Source organism: Paracoccus sp. SSK6 (assembly GCF_039770665.1).
Classification (GTDB): domain Bacteria; phylum Pseudomonadota; class Alphaproteobacteria; order Rhodobacterales; family Rhodobacteraceae; genus Paracoccus.
Window position 1 is genome coordinate 62,213 of sequence record NZ_JBDPNJ010000007.1, and the last position, 18,650, is coordinate 80,862.

The 18,650-nt window shown below is 67.5% G+C and carries 18 protein-coding genes and 1 tRNA gene; 8 read left to right on the forward strand and 11 right to left on the reverse strand.

Annotated features, from left to right (window positions below; translation table 11 throughout):
* Window positions 1-23 precede the first annotated feature (23 nt).
* Both lon and AAIL68_RS07120 read left to right on the forward strand, forming a co-directional pair.
* Window positions 24-2,441: an endopeptidase La gene (lon, locus tag AAIL68_RS07115; RefSeq protein ID WP_347138983.1), complete on the forward strand. Its 2,418-nt coding sequence runs from the start codon at window positions 24-26 to the stop codon at window positions 2,439-2,441.
* Between the two features lie 287 nt (window positions 2,442-2,728).
* On the forward strand, window positions 2,729-2,908 hold the full coding sequence (locus AAIL68_RS07120; protein ID WP_347138984.1) for a DUF2147 domain-containing protein: 180 nt from the start codon (window positions 2,729-2,731) through the stop codon (window positions 2,906-2,908).
* Between the two features lie 50 nt (window positions 2,909-2,958).
* On the opposite strand, the gene AAIL68_RS07125 is transcribed toward AAIL68_RS07120, so the two are convergent.
* The 10 genes from AAIL68_RS07125 to AAIL68_RS07170 form a co-directional block, all read right to left on the reverse strand.
* Window positions 2,959-3,034, reverse strand: a tRNA-Ala gene (locus tag AAIL68_RS07125).
* A 527-nt stretch (window positions 3,035-3,561) separates the two neighbouring features.
* Window positions 3,562-4,008, reverse strand: a complete 447-nt coding sequence (locus AAIL68_RS07130; protein WP_347138985.1) for a hypothetical protein — start codon at window positions 4,006-4,008, stop codon at window positions 3,562-3,564.
* Between the two features lie 2 nt (window positions 4,009-4,010).
* Window positions 4,011-4,895, reverse strand: a complete 885-nt coding sequence (locus tag AAIL68_RS07135; protein ID WP_347138987.1) for a hypothetical protein — start codon at window positions 4,893-4,895, stop codon at window positions 4,011-4,013.
* A gap of 5 nt (window positions 4,896-4,900) precedes the next feature.
* A complete protein-coding gene (locus AAIL68_RS07140) occupies window positions 4,901-5,938 on the reverse strand; it encodes a UDP-glucuronic acid decarboxylase family protein (protein WP_347138988.1) in 1,038 nt (345 codons plus the stop codon).
* Window positions 5,939-5,943: 5 nt separating this feature from the next.
* A complete protein-coding gene (locus AAIL68_RS07145; RefSeq protein WP_347138989.1) occupies window positions 5,944-7,029 on the reverse strand; it encodes a glycosyltransferase in 1,086 nt (361 codons plus the stop codon).
* Window positions 7,026-8,117 (reverse strand): glycosyltransferase, encoded by a 1,092-nt coding sequence (locus AAIL68_RS07150; RefSeq protein ID WP_347138990.1) that lies wholly within the window; start codon window positions 8,115-8,117, stop codon window positions 7,026-7,028. The genes AAIL68_RS07145 and AAIL68_RS07150 overlap by 4 nt, the downstream gene beginning before the upstream one ends.
* A complete protein-coding gene (locus AAIL68_RS07155) occupies window positions 8,114-9,223 on the reverse strand; it encodes a glycosyltransferase (protein WP_347138992.1) in 1,110 nt (369 codons plus the stop codon). The genes AAIL68_RS07150 and AAIL68_RS07155 overlap by 4 nt, the downstream gene beginning before the upstream one ends.
* Window positions 9,220-10,293, reverse strand: coding sequence for a glycosyltransferase family 4 protein (locus tag AAIL68_RS07160; protein ID WP_347138993.1), 1,074 nt, complete (start codon window positions 10,291-10,293; stop codon window positions 9,220-9,222). Before AAIL68_RS07160 ends, AAIL68_RS07155 begins: the two co-directional genes overlap by 4 nt.
* Entirely contained in the window at window positions 10,290-11,381 is a 1,092-nt protein-coding gene (locus AAIL68_RS07165; RefSeq protein WP_347138994.1) for an SDR family NAD(P)-dependent oxidoreductase, read from the reverse strand. Before AAIL68_RS07165 ends, AAIL68_RS07160 begins: the two co-directional genes overlap by 4 nt.
* Complete coding sequence (locus AAIL68_RS07170) at window positions 11,378-12,493, reverse strand: NAD-dependent epimerase/dehydratase family protein (protein ID WP_347138995.1); 1,116 nt, start codon at window positions 12,491-12,493, stop codon at window positions 11,378-11,380. Before AAIL68_RS07170 ends, AAIL68_RS07165 begins: the two co-directional genes overlap by 4 nt.
* A gap of 134 nt (window positions 12,494-12,627) precedes the next feature.
* Here AAIL68_RS07170 and AAIL68_RS07175 point away from each other — a divergent pair, with 134 nt between their 5' ends.
* The 4 genes from AAIL68_RS07175 to AAIL68_RS07190 are packed head-to-tail and all read left to right on the forward strand — an operon-like array spanning window position 12,628 to window position 16,082.
* Complete coding sequence (locus AAIL68_RS07175; RefSeq protein WP_347138996.1) at window positions 12,628-13,221, forward strand: histidine phosphatase family protein; 594 nt, start codon at window positions 12,628-12,630, stop codon at window positions 13,219-13,221.
* 11 nt (window positions 13,222-13,232) lie between these two features.
* On the forward strand, window positions 13,233-14,003 hold the full coding sequence (locus AAIL68_RS07180) for a TIGR04290 family methyltransferase (protein ID WP_347138998.1): 771 nt from the start codon (window positions 13,233-13,235) through the stop codon (window positions 14,001-14,003).
* On the forward strand, window positions 14,000-14,932 hold the full coding sequence (locus AAIL68_RS07185) for a glycosyl hydrolase (protein WP_347138999.1): 933 nt from the start codon (window positions 14,000-14,002) through the stop codon (window positions 14,930-14,932). Before AAIL68_RS07180 ends, AAIL68_RS07185 begins: the two co-directional genes overlap by 4 nt.
* Before the next feature lie 25 nt (window positions 14,933-14,957).
* Window positions 14,958-16,082 carry an inositol-3-phosphate synthase gene (locus AAIL68_RS07190; RefSeq protein ID WP_347139001.1) on the forward strand — a complete coding sequence of 375 codons (1,125 nt, stop codon included), beginning with the start codon at window positions 14,958-14,960 and terminating at the stop codon, window positions 16,080-16,082.
* On the opposite strand, the gene AAIL68_RS07195 is transcribed toward AAIL68_RS07190, so the two are convergent.
* Entirely contained in the window at window positions 16,022-16,654 is a 633-nt protein-coding gene (locus tag AAIL68_RS07195) for a DUF1003 domain-containing protein (protein WP_347139003.1), read from the reverse strand. The genes AAIL68_RS07190 and AAIL68_RS07195 overlap by 61 nt on opposite strands.
* 50 nt (window positions 16,655-16,704) lie before the next feature.
* On the opposite strand from AAIL68_RS07195, the gene AAIL68_RS07200 reads away from it, so the two are divergent.
* Window positions 16,705-17,670 carry a zinc-binding dehydrogenase gene (locus tag AAIL68_RS07200; protein ID WP_347139004.1) on the forward strand — a complete coding sequence of 322 codons (966 nt, stop codon included), beginning with the start codon at window positions 16,705-16,707 and terminating at the stop codon, window positions 17,668-17,670.
* A complete protein-coding gene (locus tag AAIL68_RS07205; protein ID WP_347139006.1) occupies window positions 17,667-18,650 on the forward strand; it encodes a Gfo/Idh/MocA family oxidoreductase in 984 nt (327 codons plus the stop codon). Before AAIL68_RS07200 ends, AAIL68_RS07205 begins: the two co-directional genes overlap by 4 nt.

The window sequence follows — 18,650 nt, forward strand, 5'->3', positions numbered from 1 at the left end:
CTTCGGGCAGAAAGGAACGCATAATGAACGAATTCGCTGCTTCGACCTATCCGGTGCTGCCTTTGCGCGACATCGTGGTCTTTCCCCACATGATCGTTCCGCTGTTCGTGGGTCGCGAAAAATCGGTCCGCGCGCTGGAAGCGGTCATGGAATCGGACAGCCCGATCCTGCTGGCCGCGCAGAAGGACGCCTCGGTCGATGAACCGACGGAAGACGGCATCTATCGCGCCGGCGTGCTGGCCAATGTGCTGCAACTGCTGAAGCTGCCCGACGGCACCGTCAAGGTGCTGGTGGAAGGGCGCGAGCGTGTGCAGATCACCGGCTTTGTGCCGAATGACGACCATTTCGAGGCCACCGCCATCGTGATGGCCGAGACGCCGGGCGACGCCGCGACGGTGACCGCCCTTGTCCGCACCGTGGCCGAGGAGTTCGAGCGCTACGTCAAGGTCCGCAAGAACATCCCCGAGGAAGTCGTGACCGCCGTAACCGAGGCGAAGGAGCCCGGCAAGCTGGCCGACCTGGTCGCGGGCCACATGGGCATCGCGCTGGACCGCAAGCAGGATCTGCTGGACACGCTGGACGTGGCCGATCGGCTGGAGAAGGTCTATTCCCTGATGCAGGGCGAGATGTCGGTCCTGCAGGTCGAGAAGAAGATCAAGTCGCGCGTCAAGACCCAGATGGAGAAGACGCAGCGCGAATACTATCTGAATGAGCAGATGAAGGCCATTCAGAAGGAACTGGGAGACGGCGAGGACGGCCAGAACGAGATCGCCGAGCTTGAGGAAAAGATCGCCAAGACCAAGTTCAGCAAGGAAGCCCGCGACAAGGCGGAATCCGAACTGAAGAAGCTGAAGTCGATGTCGCCGATGTCGGCCGAAGCCACGGTCAGCCGCAACTATCTGGATTGGCTGCTGTCCCTGCCCTGGGGCGTGAAGTCGCGCACCCGCAAGGATCTGACTGCTGCTGAAAAGGTGCTGGATGCCGACCATTATGGCCTGGAAAAGGTCAAGGAACGGATCGTCGAATACCTGGCCGTGCAGACCCGCAGCCAGAAGCTGAAGGGCCCGATCCTCTGCCTCGTCGGCCCTCCGGGCGTCGGCAAGACCTCGCTTGGCCGTTCGGTCGCCAAGGCAACGGGGCGCGAATTCATCCGCATCTCGCTGGGCGGCGTGCGTGACGAATCGGAAATCCGCGGCCACCGCCGGACCTATATCGGCTCGATGCCGGGCAAGATCATCCAGGCCCTGAAAAAGGCCAAGACGACCAACCCGCTCATCCTGCTGGATGAGATCGACAAGATGGGCCAGGACTTCCGGGGCGATCCGGCGTCGGCAATGCTGGAGGTGCTGGATCCCGAACAGAACGCGACCTTCGTGGACCACTATCTCGAGGTGGAATACGACCTGTCGAACGTGATGTTCGTGACCACGGCCAACAGCTACAACATGCCGGGGCCGCTGCTGGACCGGATGGAGATCATCAGCCTGTCCGGCTATACCGAGGACGAAAAGCGCGAGATCGCGCGCCAGCACCTGCTGCCCAAGCAGATCGCGGCGAACGGGTTGCGCAAGGGCGAGTTCGAGGTGACGGACGAGGCGCTGACCCATGTGATCCGCTATTACACGCGGGAAGCCGGGGTGCGGTCGCTGGAGCGTGAGATTGCCAAGTTGGCGCGGAAAGCCGTGACCGAGATCCTGAAAGGTCAGGTCAAGTCGGTGACGGTGGATGCGGCCAAGGCCGAGGAATACCTGGGCGTGCGCCGCCACCGCTACGGCCTGGCCGAGAAAGAGGATCAGGTCGGCGTGGTGACGGGCCTGGCCTGGACCTCGGTCGGGGGCGATCTGCTGCAGATCGAGGCGCTGCGCCTGCCGGGCAAGGGCCGGATGAAGACGACCGGGAAACTGGGCGATGTGATGAAGGAATCGATCGACGCGGCCTCCAGCTTCGTGCGGTCCATCAGCCCGGAAATCGGGGTGAAGCCGCCGGATTTCGACCGCCGCGACATCCACGTCCACGTGCCCGAGGGGGCGACCCCGAAGGACGGTCCGTCCGCGGGCATCGCCATGGTGACCTCGGTCGTGTCGGTGATGACCGGCATCCCGGTCCGCAAGGATGTCGCCATGACCGGCGAGGTGACGCTGCGCGGCAACGTGCTGGCCATCGGCGGCTTGAAGGAAAAGCTGCTGGCGGCGCTGCGCGGGGGCATTAAGACGGTGCTGATCCCGGCCGACAACGAAAAGGATCTGGCCGAGATCCCGGACAACGTGAAGACCGGGCTGACCATCATCCCGGTCAGCAATGTCCGCGAGGTTCTGAAGCACGCCCTGGTGCGGATGCCCGAGCCCGTCGAATGGGACGAGGCCGCCGAGGAAGCGGCCGAAGCGGCGCGGGTCGCCTCGGCGCGGGACGAACGGTCGGCTGGAAGCGCGGTCGCCCATTAAGGATCAGGGAAGGGCCGGGTTGCACCGGCCCTTTTCCTTTGCCTGTCTGCCGCACCGCAACGGGGTCACGCGATGAAGCCTGCGGCCCTTGCCCTTGTCCTGTTTGCCTTGGCGCCGGCCTTGTCCTGAGCTGCCGATCTCCTGGCCGGCACTTGGCGCACCCAGTTCAGCAAGAATGGCGGCTTCGGGCATGTGGAAATCGTGCCCTGTGGCGGAGGCCTGTGCGGCACGGTCGTCCAGACCTTCGATGCCGGAGGCAAATCGGTCCGGGCCAGCGACATGGACCGGTGATCCTTGAAAAACATCGTCGCCACGGGGACAGAACCTATGGCAAGGAGCGCATCATCAACCCTGAAACCCGGCGCAACTACACGGCACGCCTGACGCTGCACGGCGGTCTGCTGGATATCGGCGGCTGCGTGATGATGATCTGCCGCAATGCCGGAACCTGGCAACGCGTGAAGTGATACCTGCGGCCATCAGGCCACATATCTATCACGTAAATGCTAGGATTATTTGGTGGAGCCAAGGGGAGTCGAACCCCTGACCTCTTGAATGCCATTCAAGCGCTCTACCAACTGAGCTATGGCCCCACCGGAGGTCTGCTTCGTCTTTCGACGTTGCGTGGGGGGTCTATAGGGGTGCCCGCAGCGGGGTGCAAGCGGAAAATGAACAAGGCGCAGGAAGTTTCTGAAGCGGCTTACCCGGCAGGAAAAAGCAGTCCTCCGGCCCGCCCTTCGGGCGGACAAAGGGACTGTTTCAAGGAAAGACAGGATGGAGCTGGTGAGCGGTGAGGGATTGCCCACTGTACGGACAAATAATTGATATTTATTATAATTATTCTGATGTGTGCGGGGGTCGCGTTGTCATACCTGTGGTTGTGGTGCGCAAGTTCAAATCGTCTGCACGGAACAGCACAGACTTTAGGCTCACTGTCACCGTGGGCTAAGTTTATTTCATCAATGTTGCCCGAATGTCGGCTATTGTGCACCACTTGAACGGCAAATGACGACCAGATGCGGTCAGGGGCCTCGGATCGCAGAAGCCATCCTGTGCCGTCATGGGGGACAGGGATATTTTGCGAAGCGGAAGGCCGGCAAAGGCCGCAACAGCGCCTTTGTTATCCTTTCCGGCGGCCGAGATCCCCGTAACCCATCCCGGCCGCCGGAGTTGCGGCGTGGTGTTTTTCCTCGACCAGGTCCGATCGCAGCAGGGCATTGATCTCGCGCTTCAGCGCGGCTCTTTCGTCGTTGGTCAGATAGACCGAGCGCGCGAGTTCGATGAACCTCGCGTCGAACTCGGCGGCGGCCTCCTTGGCGCGGATGTCGTCCTCGATCTGCCACAGCACCCCGTTCACGCGGCGCAATCCGTCCATCAGGGGCGCAAGGCCCGGTTGCGGCAGGACGGGTGCCGCGACGTCGCGCAGAAGCGCCAGTTCCCGGCCCACATTGGCGCGGGCGGCAGGGTCGGCGATGCGGTCGGCCTTGATCTCCAGGATGGTGATCTTGTCCAGAAGCTCTCCCCAGGAGACGGGGGCAAGGGGGGCTGCACGGAAATCCGCAGTCATGGTCATCCTCCTTCTGCGGGCTGAAGCCGGGGCAGGCGGTCCAGTTCGGCGGCTGCCCTGCCGACAAGGCCCGCCCAATCGCCAGGCGCGGATTGGTGCCAGACCCGCATGGTCGGATACCAAGGCGTGCGCGGGCTATCGACAGGCCAGCGCCAGTCCGGGTCGTGCTTGACCAGCAGCCAGACCGGGCGCCCCAGGATCCCGGCAAGGTGGGCGATCATCGTGTCCACCGTGATCACAAGCGCCGATCCGGCGACAAGCTGGGCGGTCCGCACGATGTCCAGCGGGCAGCCTTCCGGGTTCAGCACCGGCAGCGTGGTTGGACCCGGCATCAGGGACAGCGCGGGGCCACGGCAGAAGGGCGCGAACATCGCCTGCGGAACCGATCGTCCGGCGTCCCAGTCGCCCGCGCCCCAGCACAGCGAGACCGTGCCGGGGGGCAGGGGGGCGGGTGCGATGTTCAGCGTGGGCATGGGCGCGTCGGCAGGGGTGGCGCGCAGGGCAAGGGACAACTCCATGATCTCCAGGTCGCAATCCTGCGGCGGCAGGGGATGGGCCACGTCGAAAGGCACCAGCCGAAGAGTGCCGGGAAAATCCCCGAACAGTGGCAGAAGATGCGGCTGCATCTCGACCGTGACCCGCGCCGCGCGCGCGCGCAGCAGCGGCAGGAAGCGCGAGAACATCAGCGTGTCGCCAAGCCCGTGATAGCAGCGGACCAGCACGTCCCGTCCGTCGAAGGGCCGACCGTCCCAGACCCAGCGCAGGTGATAGGGCAGGCGCGGATCGTCCCGCGTGGCCGGGTCGCGGTGGGCCAGCGACGCAGCCGCAATGGCCCAGGCGGCGGGAAAATCGCCGCGCCGCATGGCGTCGGTCCAGGGATCGCCCATGCCGCCTAACCGGCCGCTCCGGCGGCTGCGGGCTCGGAGGCCAGTTCCTCGGCGAACCACGCGCAGGTCGCCTCAAGCCCTTCGGCCAGCGGCACCCTGGGCTCCCACCCCAGCAGCGCGCCCGCCCGGCTGATGTCGGGGCGGCGGCGGCGCGGGTCGTCCACGGGCAGCGGGCGGTGGACCACGCGGGCACGGGTGCCGGTCAGGGTCAGGATATGGCCAAGCAACTCGTTCACCGTCATTTCGTGCGGGTTGCCCAGGTTGACCGGCTCGGTCCCGGCGATGTCCGCGTCCATCAGCGCCATCAGCCCCGCCACCATGTCCGAGACATAGCAGAAGCTGCGCGTCTGGCTGCCGTCGCCATAGACCGTCAGTTCGTTGCCGCGCAGCGCCTGGCAGATCAGGTTCGACACCACGCGCCCGTCGCCGGGGTCCATGTTCGGGCCATAGGTGTTGAAGATGCGCGCGACGCGCACCTCGGCCCGACCCGCGCGGGCATAGTCGAAGGCCAGGGCCTCGGCGGCGCGCTTGCCTTCGTCATAGCAGGCGCGGGGGCCGGTGCAACTGACATGGCCGCGGTAATCCTCGGCCTGGGGGTGGATCTCGGGGTCGCCATAGACCTCGCTGGTGGAGGTCAGCAGGAACCGCGCCTTGGCGGCCTCGGCCAGGTGCAGAAGGTGGTTGGTGCCGACCACGTTGGTCAGCATCGTGTGTTCCGGGTCGCGCTGGTAAAGCGGGGGCGAAGCCGCGCAGGCCAGGTTCCAGATGCGGGTGATGCGCGAGGCCATCCGCGTCAGCTCGGGTGGCAGCGGCTGGCTGATGTCGTGGCGCAGGAAACGGAAGCCGGGCTGGCCTTCCAGGGCCCGCAGGTTCGAGGGCCGCGAGGTCTGCAGGTTGTCGAGGCAAAGGACCGATTCCCCCCGGTCCAGCAGAGCGCGGCACAGATGCGATCCGATAAAGCCCGCGCCGCCCGCGACGACGTTCAGCGCCAGGGGCTGCACGGTTCCGCGAGGGCCATGATCCAGGTTGGTCTGCTTCCTCATGCTGCTTATCCCTCTGCTGTTTCGACTGGACGGGCGCCAGTCTTGTGATGTGCCGCCTCGGTCAGGTGGGCTTCCAGTTCGGCCGCGCGATGATCGGCGCTATGCGCGGATTCGATCCGCGCCCGCGCCGCGCGGCCCATGGCGCCGGCATCGCTGTCCAGCGCGGCCAGCACATCGGCCGCGCCGTCGGCCAGGACGATCTCGGACCCCGGCCGGAACAATGTCTCGATCCCGTCCCAGCGGTCCGAGATGATGGGCGTGGCGCAGGCTCCCGCCTCGAACAGGCGGACGGATGGCGAGAAGCCCGCGCGGATCATGTCGGCCCGCGTCACGTTCAGGGTGAAGCGGCTGGCCGAGTAGAAATCGGCGTGGTCGGCGGGCGGGCAATGCTCGATCCGTTCCACGTTCGCGGGCCAGTCGATGCCCGCCGGATACTGCGGCCCCGCCACCACGAACGCCAGGTCGGGGCGGCGGCGGGCGGGTTCCAGCAGCAGCCGTTCCAGCGTCGGCTGGCGGTCGTCGCTGTAGGTGCCCAGATAGGAGAGATCCCAGCGTTTCGGCACCTTTCGCGGGCCGTAAAGGTCCAGATCGACCGAGCAATACAGCGCCCGTGCCATGGGCGATCCGTAGCGGCTTTCGATATGGCGCAGGGTCGGGCCGCCGGTGAAGGACAGGTAGACATCGAAGCCCGGGATCACCTCGGGCGAGAGATATTCGAAATCGCCCCGTTCCAGCTTCGCCAGCGTCACGGGCGTGTCGATGTCGTAAAAGGCGGTCGTGCCGCGCGCCCATTTCTGGACGCGGCGGGACACCTCGACGCCTTCGGGTACGTAGGAGCCGACAATCACCGCATCCGCCTGCGCGATCTGGTCGCGCCAGCGATCCAGCCCGGCAAGGTCGGCGTAGAACTCCAGCCGGCACCAGTCAGGATCGGTCAGGTCGCGCTGGCTGGCATACCAGGGCACGTCGCGTTCGAGGAACAGGATCTCGTGCCCGCGCCGGGCGAAGGACTTGAGCAGCGCCCGGAAGGTGGTGGCATGGCCGTTCCCCCAGGAGGACGACAGCGACAGCCCAAGGACGACCAGCTTCATGCCCGGGCCTCCTCAAGCTGCGGCGCATGGGCCTTGAACAGCGCGTCCACCTGCGCCCCGCGCAGAGCATAGGTGTGTTCCCCTTTGATCCGCGCCAGCGCGGCCTGGCCGATCTCGCGCGCCCGTTCCGGCGTCAGCGCCGCCAGATGGTCGGCCACGTCCTGCCCGTCGCGGGCGACCAGCACCTCGGAGTTCGGGGTCAGGAACAGCTCGATCCCCTCCCAGGCGTCGGTGATGAGGCAGGCCGCTGCGCCCGCCGCCTCGAAGACGCGGGTCGCGGGGGAAAAGCCCACATTCGCCATGCTGTCGCGGGCGACGTTCAGGACCGCCAGCGGCGTGCAGTTGAAGGCGTTGTGCTCGGTCGTGTAGACATGGCCCAGGTGGCGGACATTGTCGGGCATCGGCTTGCTGTCCCAGCCATTGCCGCCGATCAGGAAGCTGCGGTCCGGGAGCTGTGCGGCGGGCTTGAGGAAGAACTCCTCGACCCGCGCCTCGCGGTCGGGCAGGCGGTTGCCGAGGAAGGCGAGGTCCGAGGCGAACTTGGGATCCGCCGGCGCGGGATGGTGCGTGGCGGGGTCCAGCGCGTTGTAGACCGGCTCGCAAAGCTTGGCGCCGAAGCCGCGATAGGCCTCGACCACCGGGGGGCCGCCGCCATAGGTCAGCACCATGTCGAGGCCGGGCAGCGCCCGGCGCACGGGATGGCTTGCGTCCGCCCGCATCTCGTCCAGCGTGGCGGCGGCGTCCACGTCCCAGAAGATCCGCAGTGCGCCGGGGCGGGCATGGGCGATGATGCCCTCCAGCAGTTCGCGGTCGAAGACGCCCACGCCGTTGGCCTTGACCACGATGTCGGCATCTGCCGCCTCGGCCAGAACGCCGCGCATGGCGTCCTCGGTCGCGGGATAGACGACCGAGCGGCACCAGTCCGGCGGGTCGATGTCGCGGTGCTTCTGGCGGTCGAAAGCGTCGGGTTCATAGAAGGTGATCTGGTAGCCGCGCTTGGCGAGTTCGCCGAGGATGCCGCGGTAATAGGTGGCCGCGCCGTTCCAGTAGGACGACAGAAGGCTGGATCCGTAAAAGGCGATCTTCATGCCGCGGAGGCTCCGAGGTTGAGGCCGAGCTGAGCGGCGATGGACAGAAGTTCCTGCGCGCGGTGGGCGCAGGTGTGGCGGGCGCGGATGGTCTCCAACCCATGCGCGACAAGCGAGGCGCGCAGGGCGGGGTCATGCGAAAGGTCGCGCAGATGGGTGGTCATTTCCGCGCCGTCACGCGCGAATAGGAAATCCTGGTCGGGGCGGAACAGGTTTTCGCTGTCTTCCCACGGGGCAGACACAAGGGGGATTCCGCAGGCAAGGGCCTCGAAGACGCGGATCGTGGGGATGCCGGGCAGCATCGTGGTGTAGAACCGGCGCGGCACGTGGACCGTGGCCATGTGGCGCGCAAAGATGCCGGGTGCCGCGGCATTGGGCGCCCAGCCATGATAGCGCACGCGGTAGCGATCCAAGGTCGCCAGCGCCTCGGCCGGATAGCGGACGCCGTAGATGTCGAGCGGCAGTTCGGCCTGTTGCGCCGGGCGGAACAGGAAGCGTTCCAACTCCTCAGTCCGCTCGCCGTCGCCCCAGTTGCCGATCCAGACCAGCCCCTCGCGCGCGGTTTCTTGCGCGGGCGGGTGGAACAGACGGGTGTCGGCGGCCTCGTGCCAGGTCCAGACGCGGTCGCCCCAACCCCAGCGGCGGTAAACCTCGGACAGCGTCTCGCCAAAGGCCAGCACGCCGTCGAAGCCCGACAGGTCAAAGGCGCGGATGGCGTCGGGGTCGCTGACTGCGCGGTGGTGGGTGTCGTGGAACAGCAGCTTGAACCGCGCGGCCCCCTTGCGGGCCTTGCCCAGCGTGGCCGCCAGCGCCGGGTCGTTCCATTCATGAACGATCACCAGGTCGGCATCGCCCGCCAGATCCACCGGATCGGCGGCGGGGTCATAGGTCTCGACGGACAGGTCGGGATAGTTCCGGCGGAAGGGGTCAAGCCCCGCCTGCCCGTGGTCGCGCAGCAGGTTCTCCAGGCTCCAGGCGCCCTGTGGTTCCAGCGCGCGGACGTGGTGGCCCAGCGCCACCAGTTCCCGCAGCACGCCGCGCAGGAAATGGGCGTTGCCGTGGTTCCAGCAGCTTTGCAGCGAATGGGTGAAATAGACGATCTTCATGCGGCTTGGGTCCGTCTCGAAAGCGCATCGCGATAGATTTCGGCCATCCGGTCGGCCGTCGCGGCGGGGGTGTAGCGGGCTGCGTGCTGGCGGGCGGCCTGCCCAAGCGCAGCATGGCGCGCGGGTTCGGCCAGCAGCCCGGCAACGGCATCGGCAAAGCCCTGCGCGTCGCCGGGCGCGACAAAGGTGGCGGCACCGTCCCAGAGTTCGCGGAAGGTCGGGATATCCGACAGAACCAGCGGGCAGCCGGCCTGCGCGGCTTCCAGCACGGCAAGGCCAAAGGGTTCGAACCGCGCGGCGCTGGTGAAGACCGGGCGGCGGGCCAGCCAGTGGCCGATGATTTCGGCGGGCAGGGGGCCGGTGGCTTGCAGATGCGCGGGCGTGACCGTCGCGCCGTGCGGCGCGCGGGTCGCGCCGACGGCGACGACGGGCGCGTCCAGCAGGGCCGCCGCTGCATCGAGCGTGGCCGTGTCCTTCACCTCGTCCCAGAGCCGCCCGACCGTCAGCGCGCCGTGGAAGGGCTGCGCTGCGGGCAGGGGCTTCGCAGTGCGGCCGTTGTGGACTGCCGCGGGCGTCACGGGCAGACTGTAGCGCCGCGCGGTAGCCTCCGCATAGGCGCGGGTGGGCGCCACCACGCGATCCGCCGCGCGCAGGCCCTGGCCGACCAGTTCCGGCAGCCAGGCGAGCGCAGGGTCCACGGGACCGCCGCGCGCCGCGTCCCACCAGGTGCCGAGGCAGCCGTGGTTCACCGCAACGACCGGCTGCGCGAAGCGGGCAACCGCCAGCGCGGGGGCGTTCAGGTGGACGACCTCGGCCCCCACCTCGTGCGCCAGCCGGGCCACGACCTCGCCTGCCGCCAGCACCGGTGCGGGGCCGTCGCTCAGCCAGTCGAGCGGCAGGCCCGTCTCGACCAGCCGCACCCGCGCCGCCTCCGCCGCCGCGCGCTGGTCGGCGTCGGGCGCGGGGCCCAGCACCGCCAGCGTGACCTCGGCCCCCAGCGCGGCGGCGAGTTCCAGCGAATATTGCCAGACCCCGCCGACCGCATCGGTGGTCATCAGCAACCGCATCATGCGGACTGCTTCAGGGGCGGGTGCCCCACGGGCAGGTTCACGCCGTTTTCCGCAGCCAGCCACTGGGCCAGCCGCGTGACGCCGTCCTGCCAGTCCACCTTGGGCGACAGGCCCAGCGCCTGTTCCGCCGCCCGCGTGTCGGCCACGAAATAGCGCTGGTCGCCCGCGCGCCAGTCGGAATAGGCGATGTCCACGGGCCGGTCGATGATCCGGCCCACGAAGTCCAGCAACTGTCGCAGGCTGACCGCGTTCTTCGGCCCCCCGCCGAGGTTGAAGACGCGTCCCTGCACCTCTTCGATCCGCGCCCAAGCCGCCAGATAGGCTTCCACCGCGTTCGACACGTCGAGAATGTCGCGGACCTGGCAGCCGTCGCCGAACAGGGTGATGGGCTGGCCCCTCAGCGCGCGGATCAGGAAATGGGCGACCCAGCCCTGGTCCTCGGTCCCCATCTGGCGCTGGCCATAGATGCAGGACATGCGCAGCACGCAGGTCGGCACGCCGAAGCTGCGGGCATAGTCCAGCACATACTGGTCCGCCGCGCCCTTGGAACAGCCATAGGGGGTGTGGAAGTCCAACGGGCGGGCCTCGCCGATGCCATGCGCGCGGACCTGCGCGTTGGTCGGCTGGTAAGCCTCGCCTTTCAGCGCGAAGTCGAGATCGGCCAGATCCCCATAGACCTTGTTGGTCGAGGCGAAGATCAGCGGCGTGCCGTCGTTCTTGGCGCGAAGCGCCTCCAGCAGGTTCATGGTGCCGATCAGGTTGATCGTCATGTCCTCGACCGGCTCGACCATGCTGGTGGTCACGGCGACCTGGGCGGCGAGGTGGAACACCACCTTCGCCTCGCGCGCCGCTTGTGCCATGCGCGCGGCGTCGCGGATGTCAGCCTGGATATGCTCGATCCGGTCGCCATGGCGGGTTTGCAGCCAGGCAAGGTTGCGTTCCACGCCGGGGCGACTCATCGCGTCATAGACGATGACGCGGTGGCCATCGCCCGCCAGCCGGTCGGCAAGGTTCGATCCGATGAATCCCGCCCCGCCCGTGACCAGCACCGGGCGGGGATCGGCGGCGGGGTCCAGACGCCCCGTCATGCCACCAGCCCGCGCTTGTCGAGTTCGGCGCGCATCTGGTCCACCCGGTCCACGGCCGTCTGGCTGGCGACCCATTCGGCCAGTTCCGCCAGCCCTTCGCGGAAGTCGGTCCGGGCGGTGAAGCCCAGCTTTTCGGCCGCGAGCGTCGTGTCGCAGAAGCAATGGCGGATGTCGCCGATGCGGGCCTTGCCGACGATCTGCGGTTCCAGCGAATTGCGGCCCATCGCGCGGCCCAGTTCCTGCGCGACCTCGGTCACGGACCGGTCGTTGCCCGAGCCGATGTTGAAGGTGCCGCCCGCCGCCTGCGGCAGGGACAGCGCCTCGGCGAAGGCGCGGGCCACGTCGGACACATGGACGAAGTCGCGGCGCTGTTCACCGTCCTCGAAGATCATCGGGGCTTGCCCGTTGAGATAGCGCGAGGCGAAGATCGCGAGCACCCCGGTATAGGGGTTCGACAGCGCCTGTCCGGGGCCGAAGACGTTGAACAGCCGCAGGCACACCCCTTCGATCCCGTAGGGGGCGGACATGATATGGGTGGTGCGTTCCTGCACGAACTTGTTCAGCGCATAGATGGATGCAAGGTTCGGGCGCTTCCATTCGGGCGTCGCCACGGGTGTCAGCGGGCGGTCCTCGTCGTCCACGGGATCCCATTGCTTCAGCCCGTCGCGGATGCCCACGCGCTCGGCATCCTCGACCAGCGTGCCGTCGGCGTCGCGGTAAAGCCCCTCGCCATAGATCGACATGGACGAGGCAGTGACGACGCGGCGCACAGGGTTGTCGATCAGCTTCTCGAACAGGACGGCGGTGCCCACGTCGTTGGTCGAGGTATAGCGCTCGACCTCGTACATCGACTGGCCCACGCCGACCTCGGCGGCCAGATGCACCACGCTGTCCACGCCCTTCAGCGCGCGGGCGACCGCATCGCCGTCGCGCACGTCGCCCTGGATGAACTCGGCTTCCTTGTTCAGCGCTTCGGGGCGGGTTGCGCCCTCTCCGTGGACCTGCGGGATCAGCGCATCCAGCACACGGACCTGGTGTCCTCGCCGCAGCAATTCGTCGGTGACGAAGCGTCCGATGAAGCCTGCGCCGCCGGTGATCAGAACCTTTTCCAATGTGTCCCCCGTTCTCTGTTTCAGAAATTGCAACGGTTTCAGTGTTATGATGTAAAAGCTTCCATGCAGGTTTGGTTCCATCTTCTTCTTGATCTTTGTTGCTTGCCCTTCGCACCCGCAGATCGGCGCCGGGCATGAGCGTGCTGATCGGACTGGTCCGCCATGGTTCGCATGACGACCTGGGCACCTGGCTGAGCGGGCGGACGCGCGACATCCCGCTGAACGCGGCGGGGCGGGAGGAGACGGCGGCGCTGGCGCGGCGTCTTGCCCGGCGGGGCGTCACCGCCATCGCCACCAGTCCCCGCCGCCGCACGGTCGAGACCGCCGCGATCCTTGGGCAAGGGCTGGGCCTGGCGCCGGTCCATGCGGATGCGCTGGATGAGATCGACTTCGGCGGCTGGTCGGGCGCGCGCTTTGCCGACCTGGACACCGACCCCGCATGGCAGCACTGGAACGCCGCGCGCGGGACCGCCCCCACGCCGGGGGGAGAGACGATGGCCGCTGCCGTCGCGCGGGCCCTGGCCTTTCTGGACGGTCTGGCAGAACAGGGCGGCGGGCCGGTCCTTTGCGTCAGCCATTGCGACGTGATCCGGGGGGTGATCGCCCATGCCTTGGGCCTTGCCCTGGACAACATCCTGCGGTTCGAGATCGCGCCCGCATCCATCAGTTGGATGATGGCGCATGGACAAGGCCCGTCGCATGTCCTAACCATGAATGGCAGGGAGTGACGGAACGGATAATGAACGAAACGCAGATTATCCAAAAGATTGAAGGGCTTGGTCCCTGGTTCCAGAACTTGGACCTTTGCGGTGTCCGCACCGCGCCCGAACATTTCCTGGGTGATTATCCCGCCGACAAGTTCTCCCGCTTCTCGCATCTGGTGCCCGAGGATCTGACCGGCAAGACGGTGCTGGACATCGGCTGCAACGCCGGTTTCTACAGCTTCGAGATGCGCCGCAGGGGCGCCGCCCGCGTCCTTGGGATCGACACCGACGCCCGCTATCTGGCGCAGGCCCGCTTCGCGGCCGAAGTGCTGGACATGGACGGGGTCGAGTTCCGGCAGATGGGCGTCTATGACGTGGCCGCCTTGGGGGAACGCTTCGACCTGGTCGTCTTCATGGGGGTGCTGTACCACCTGCGCCATCCGCTTCTGGCGCTGGACCTGATCCGCGAACATGTCGCGGGCGATCTGATGCTGTTCCAGACGCTGACGCGCGGCCCGGATACGGTCGCCGTGCCCGCCGAGGATTACGATTTCTCGGAAGACGCCCATTTCCAGCAGCCCGACTGGCCGCGCATGGCCTTCATCGAGCGCCAGTGGGCCAATGACTGGACCAACTGGTGGGTGCCGAACCGCGCAGGCGTCGAGGCGATGCTGCGCGCCTCGGGCTTTGCGGTGGAAGCCGGTCCTGCCGACGAGGTCTATCTGTGCCGCACCAGTCCGGTGCCCTTCGCCAATTACGGACCCCACGTGGTCTATCCCGCCCGACCCGAGGAGCCTGCCCGATGATCGAAGCCGCGATGATCTGGAACGAGCCGAACAACAAGTCCCACTGGGATCCCGAACTGGACCCGGACTGGTCGCGCTTTGCCCAGTGCGTGACGCTGGCGGGGCAGGCGATCAAGGATGTGAATCCCGCAATCACCCGCGTGTTGGGCGGCATGTCGCCCATCGACCCCCTGTGGGTGCAGCGGATGGATGGCCATGGCGCGCTGGACCATGTGGACGTGGTCGCGGTCCATGGCTTTCCGCTGGACTGGAACCTGTGGCAGATCCACGAATGGCCCGCCAAGGTGGCCGAGATCGAGGCGGTCACGGAAAAGCCCGTCTGGGTGACGGAAGTAGGCGTGGGCAGTTTCGGCGCCGAGGAGGTGCAGGTCTTCGGCGTGCAGAAAACGGCGGAACTGCTGGTCGGCCGTGTGCCGCGCATCTTCTGGTATTCGCTCTTCGACCTGCCGCAGGAATGGGGCGCCACGACCCGCCACCGAGAGGCGGAAGGGTCGTCCTATTACCGCCATTTCTACATGGGCCTGATCCGCGCCGACGGCACGCCCAAGCCGGGGCTGGAGGCCTATGCGCCTCATGCCGCGGACATGGGGCTGATGCAGTGGTTCCATTACCAGGATCCGCGCCTGGACGACGCGGTGGCCTGGATGAAACGGCTGGGCGTGCGCCACCTGCGCACGGGCCTGTCCTGGGCCGACAGCTTCCGCCCCGACGCGCTGGGCTGGTTCGACCGGCAGATGGAGGCGCTGGCGGATTTCGACACCACCGTGACCTTCTGCTTCACGCCCGAACATCTGGGCCCCGGCGCCCATCACACCAGCCCGCCGCATGATCCGCAACAGTTCGCCGATTTCTGCGCGGCGATGATTGAACGATATGCGCCCCGACGGGTTGAAGCGCAGCCAGCTACAAAGCTGGCCGCCCTGACTTGACCCGTCCCGATCCGAAGGTCCATCCATGAAAGACGCCCACATGCCGATCAACATCGCCATCATCGGGGTCGGCAACTGCGCCAGTTCCCTGGTGCAGGGGCTGGCGCATTATGCCGGGCGCAACGATGCCACGGGGCTGATGCACCACAGCCTTGCGGGCTATCGCCCCGACGACATCCGCGTGGTGGCGGCATGGGACATCGACGCCCGCAAGGTTGGCCGCGACGTGGCGCAGGCGATCTTCGCGCCCCCGAACTGCACCGCCGTTTTCGCCCCCGAGGTGCCCGACACCGGCGCCGTGGTCCGCATGGGCCGGATCCTCGACGGCGTGGCCGAGCATATGGCCGATTACCCCGAGGCGCGGACCTTCGTTCCCGCCGACGCGCCCGAGCCTTCGCGCGCCGATGTGGTGGCCGCCCTGCGCGACGCGGGTGTGGACGTGCTGATGAACTATCTGCCCGTGGGCAGCCAGCAGGCGACGGAATTCTATGCCGAATGCGCGCTGGAGGCCGGGGTGGCCTTCGTCAACAACATCCCGGTCTTCATCGCCTCGGACCCCGAATGGGCGCAGCGGTTCGAAAAGGCGGGCGTGCCAATCATCGGCGACGACATCAAGGCGCAGCTTGGCGCCACCATCGTCCACCGTGTGCTGACCGACCTGTTCCACAAGCGCGGCGTCAAGCTGTGCCGGACCTATCAGCTCAACACCGGCGGGAACACCGACTTCCTGAACATGGCGAACCACAAGCGCCTGGAGAAGAAGAAGATCTCCAAGACCGAGGCCGTGCAGTCCGTCGCCGCCGACCGGATCGCGGACGAGAACATCCATGTCGGCCCGTCCGACTATGTCGCCTGGCAGAACGACAACAAGGTCTGCTTCCTGCGGATGGAGGGCGAATTGTTCGGCGGCGTCCCCATGAACCTGGAACTGCGCCTGTCGGTCGAGGACAGCCCCAATTCCGCGGGCGTCGCCATCGACATGATCCGCTGCGCCGCCATCGCCCGCGACCGTGGGTTGTCGGGGCCGGTGCTGGCGCCTGCGGCGTATTTCTGCAAGCACCCGCCCGAGCAGATGACCGATGACGAAGCCTACGATGCGGTCGAGGCTTTTATCGCGGAAGGCTTGCCCGTCGCGGCGCCCGCGTCGTGATCGGTGCGGGGATGACCGGGGGCGCCGTCGCCCCCGCCGATATCCTCCAGCGCATCCAGCACCTGCTCGGGATCGACGTTCTTCTCGACCTCTTCGGCGGCTTGCTCGTCTATCGGAACGTCCAGCTTCTCGGCCATGCGGTGGATGACGGTCGCAAGCTTGGTCAGCTCGTCCTCGGTCAGCAGGCTGACATGCAGGGTGAAATCGGCGCGGCTGTCGGCGCGCTGTTCCTCGCGCCGCTGGTTCATCAGGACGAACAGCGACAGGAAGATCGCCTCGGTCGAGGCGACCGACCCGATCAGCCCCAGCCCGTCGCCGAAGGGGATCGGCACGGGGATCAGGTCCGTCAGGACCAGCAGCGCCCCTCCGTAGAAGACGATATGCAGAACGATGAAGGTCATCGACCCTGCGATCCGGGTGATCCGTTCCGCGATCTTGTCGCTGGGCGAGGCGCGGGCATCCTCCTGACGGCGCCGCTGGACCAGCCGCATGATGTTGCTGGTCAGTTGCTCCTTCATGCCTTCCCCAGAGGGGACGGGATCCTTGCGGTCCATGACAACCTCGCCAATCATGCCTTGCACAAGAAGGGACCGGGCAGCCCCTTGGTTCCGGGAGACGACAGATGACCCAGACCATGCGTGCGGCGGTCCTTGAAGGACCGCAACGGTTTTCCGTGGCCGAAGTGCCCGTTCCCCGGCCCGGTCCGGGCGAGGTGCTGATCCGGCTGGAAGGCTGCGGCGTCTGCGCGTCCAACGTGGAACCCTGGGAGGGCCAGCCCTGGTCCACCTGGCCCGGCGCGCCCGGCGGCATGGGGCACGAGGGCTGGGGCCGGATCGTCGCCTTGGGCGAGGGGGTGCAGGGCCTGTCCATGGGGGACCGGGTGACCGCGCTGACCGAACGGTCCTATGCGGAATACGACGTGGCGCAGGCCGACATGGTGGTGCCGCTGCCCGCGTCCCTGGACGGGATGCCGGTTCCGGGCGAACCCGTGGCCTGCGCCATGAACATCTTCGCGCGGTCGGACGTGCGGGCGGGACAGACGGTGGTGATCGTCGGCATCGGCTTCCTGGGCGCGATCCTGACGCGGCTGGCCACGGACGCGGGGGCAAAGGTGATCGCCGTGTCGCGCCGGGCCGAGACGCTGGACCTCGCCCGCCGCATGGGCGCGGCGGAAACCATCCCCATGGACGACCACTGGCGCATCATCGAGGATGTGAAGCGCCTGACGGGTGGCCGCATGGCGGAACGGGTGATCGAATGCGTGGGCAAGCAGTGGCCGCTGGATCTTGCGGGGGAACTGGTGGCCGAGGGCGGGCGTCTGGTGATCGCAGGCTATCACCAGGACGGACCCCGGCAAGTGAACATGCAGATGTGGAACTGGAAGGGCATCGACATCGTCAGCGCCCATGAACGCGACGCGGGCGTGCGCGTGGGGGGCCTGCGGGCGGCGGTCGATGCGCTGGCATCAGGCCGGCTGGACCTGGGGCCGCTGCTGACGGGGACTTACGCGCTGGACCAGTTGGGAGAGGCGCTGGCAGCGACCCGCGACAAGCCGGGCGCTTTCGTCAAGGCCTGGGTGGCGCTGTGAAGCCGCGTCTTGGTTTCCTCGGCACCGGCTGGATCGGGCGGCACCGGATGGCGGCGCTGGCAGTCACGGGGCTTGCCGAGATCGTGGCCGTGGCCGAGCCCGACGACACCGGCGCGGCCGAGGCGCTGAAACTGGCGCCGGGTGCGCGGCGGGTGGACGGCTTGGACGCCCTGCTGCGCGAAGACATCGACGCCGTGGTGATCGCCACCCCCAGCGCGGCGCACGCCGAGCAGTCCATCGCCGCCCTGAACGCGGGCAAGGCCGTCTTCTGCCAGAAGCCCCTGGGCCGCACCGGGCCGGAGGTGGCGGAGGTGGTAAGGGCCGCGCAACGCGCCGACCGGCTGCTGGGCGTGGACCTATCCTATCGCCAGACCGCCGCCATGGCCGCGATCCGGCCGCTGCTGGACACGGGCGCCCTGGGCCATGTCTTCGGCGTGGACGTGACCTTCCACAACGCCTGGGGGCCGGACAAGCCGTGGTTCTATGATCCCGCGCTGTCTGGCGGCGGCTGCGTGGTGGACCTGGGCGTCCACCTGATCGACCTTGCGCTGTGGTCGCTGGGGTGGCCCGAGGTCACGGGCGTCGAAAGCCGCCTTTACGCCAAGGGTGCACCCTTGGCCGATCCCTCGGCGCAGGTCGAGGATTACGCCTTGGCCACGCTGGACCTCGCGGGCGGAACCGTGGTGCGGCTCGCCTGCTCCTGGGGGCTGCAGGCCGGGCGCGAGGCGGTGATCGCGGCCGAGTTCTACGGGACGGAAGGGGGGGCGAGCCTGCGGAACGTCAACGGATCGTTCTACGACCTGCGGGCCGAGCGGCATCACCATATCCAAGCCGAACCCCTGGCCGAGCCGCCCGACGACTGGGGCGGGCGCGCGGCGGTGGACTGGCTGGCGCGGCTTTCCCAAGGAGCGCGCTTTGACGATCAGGCGCGGCATCTGGTGACGGTCGCGCGGGTGATCGACCGGATCTATGGCCGATAG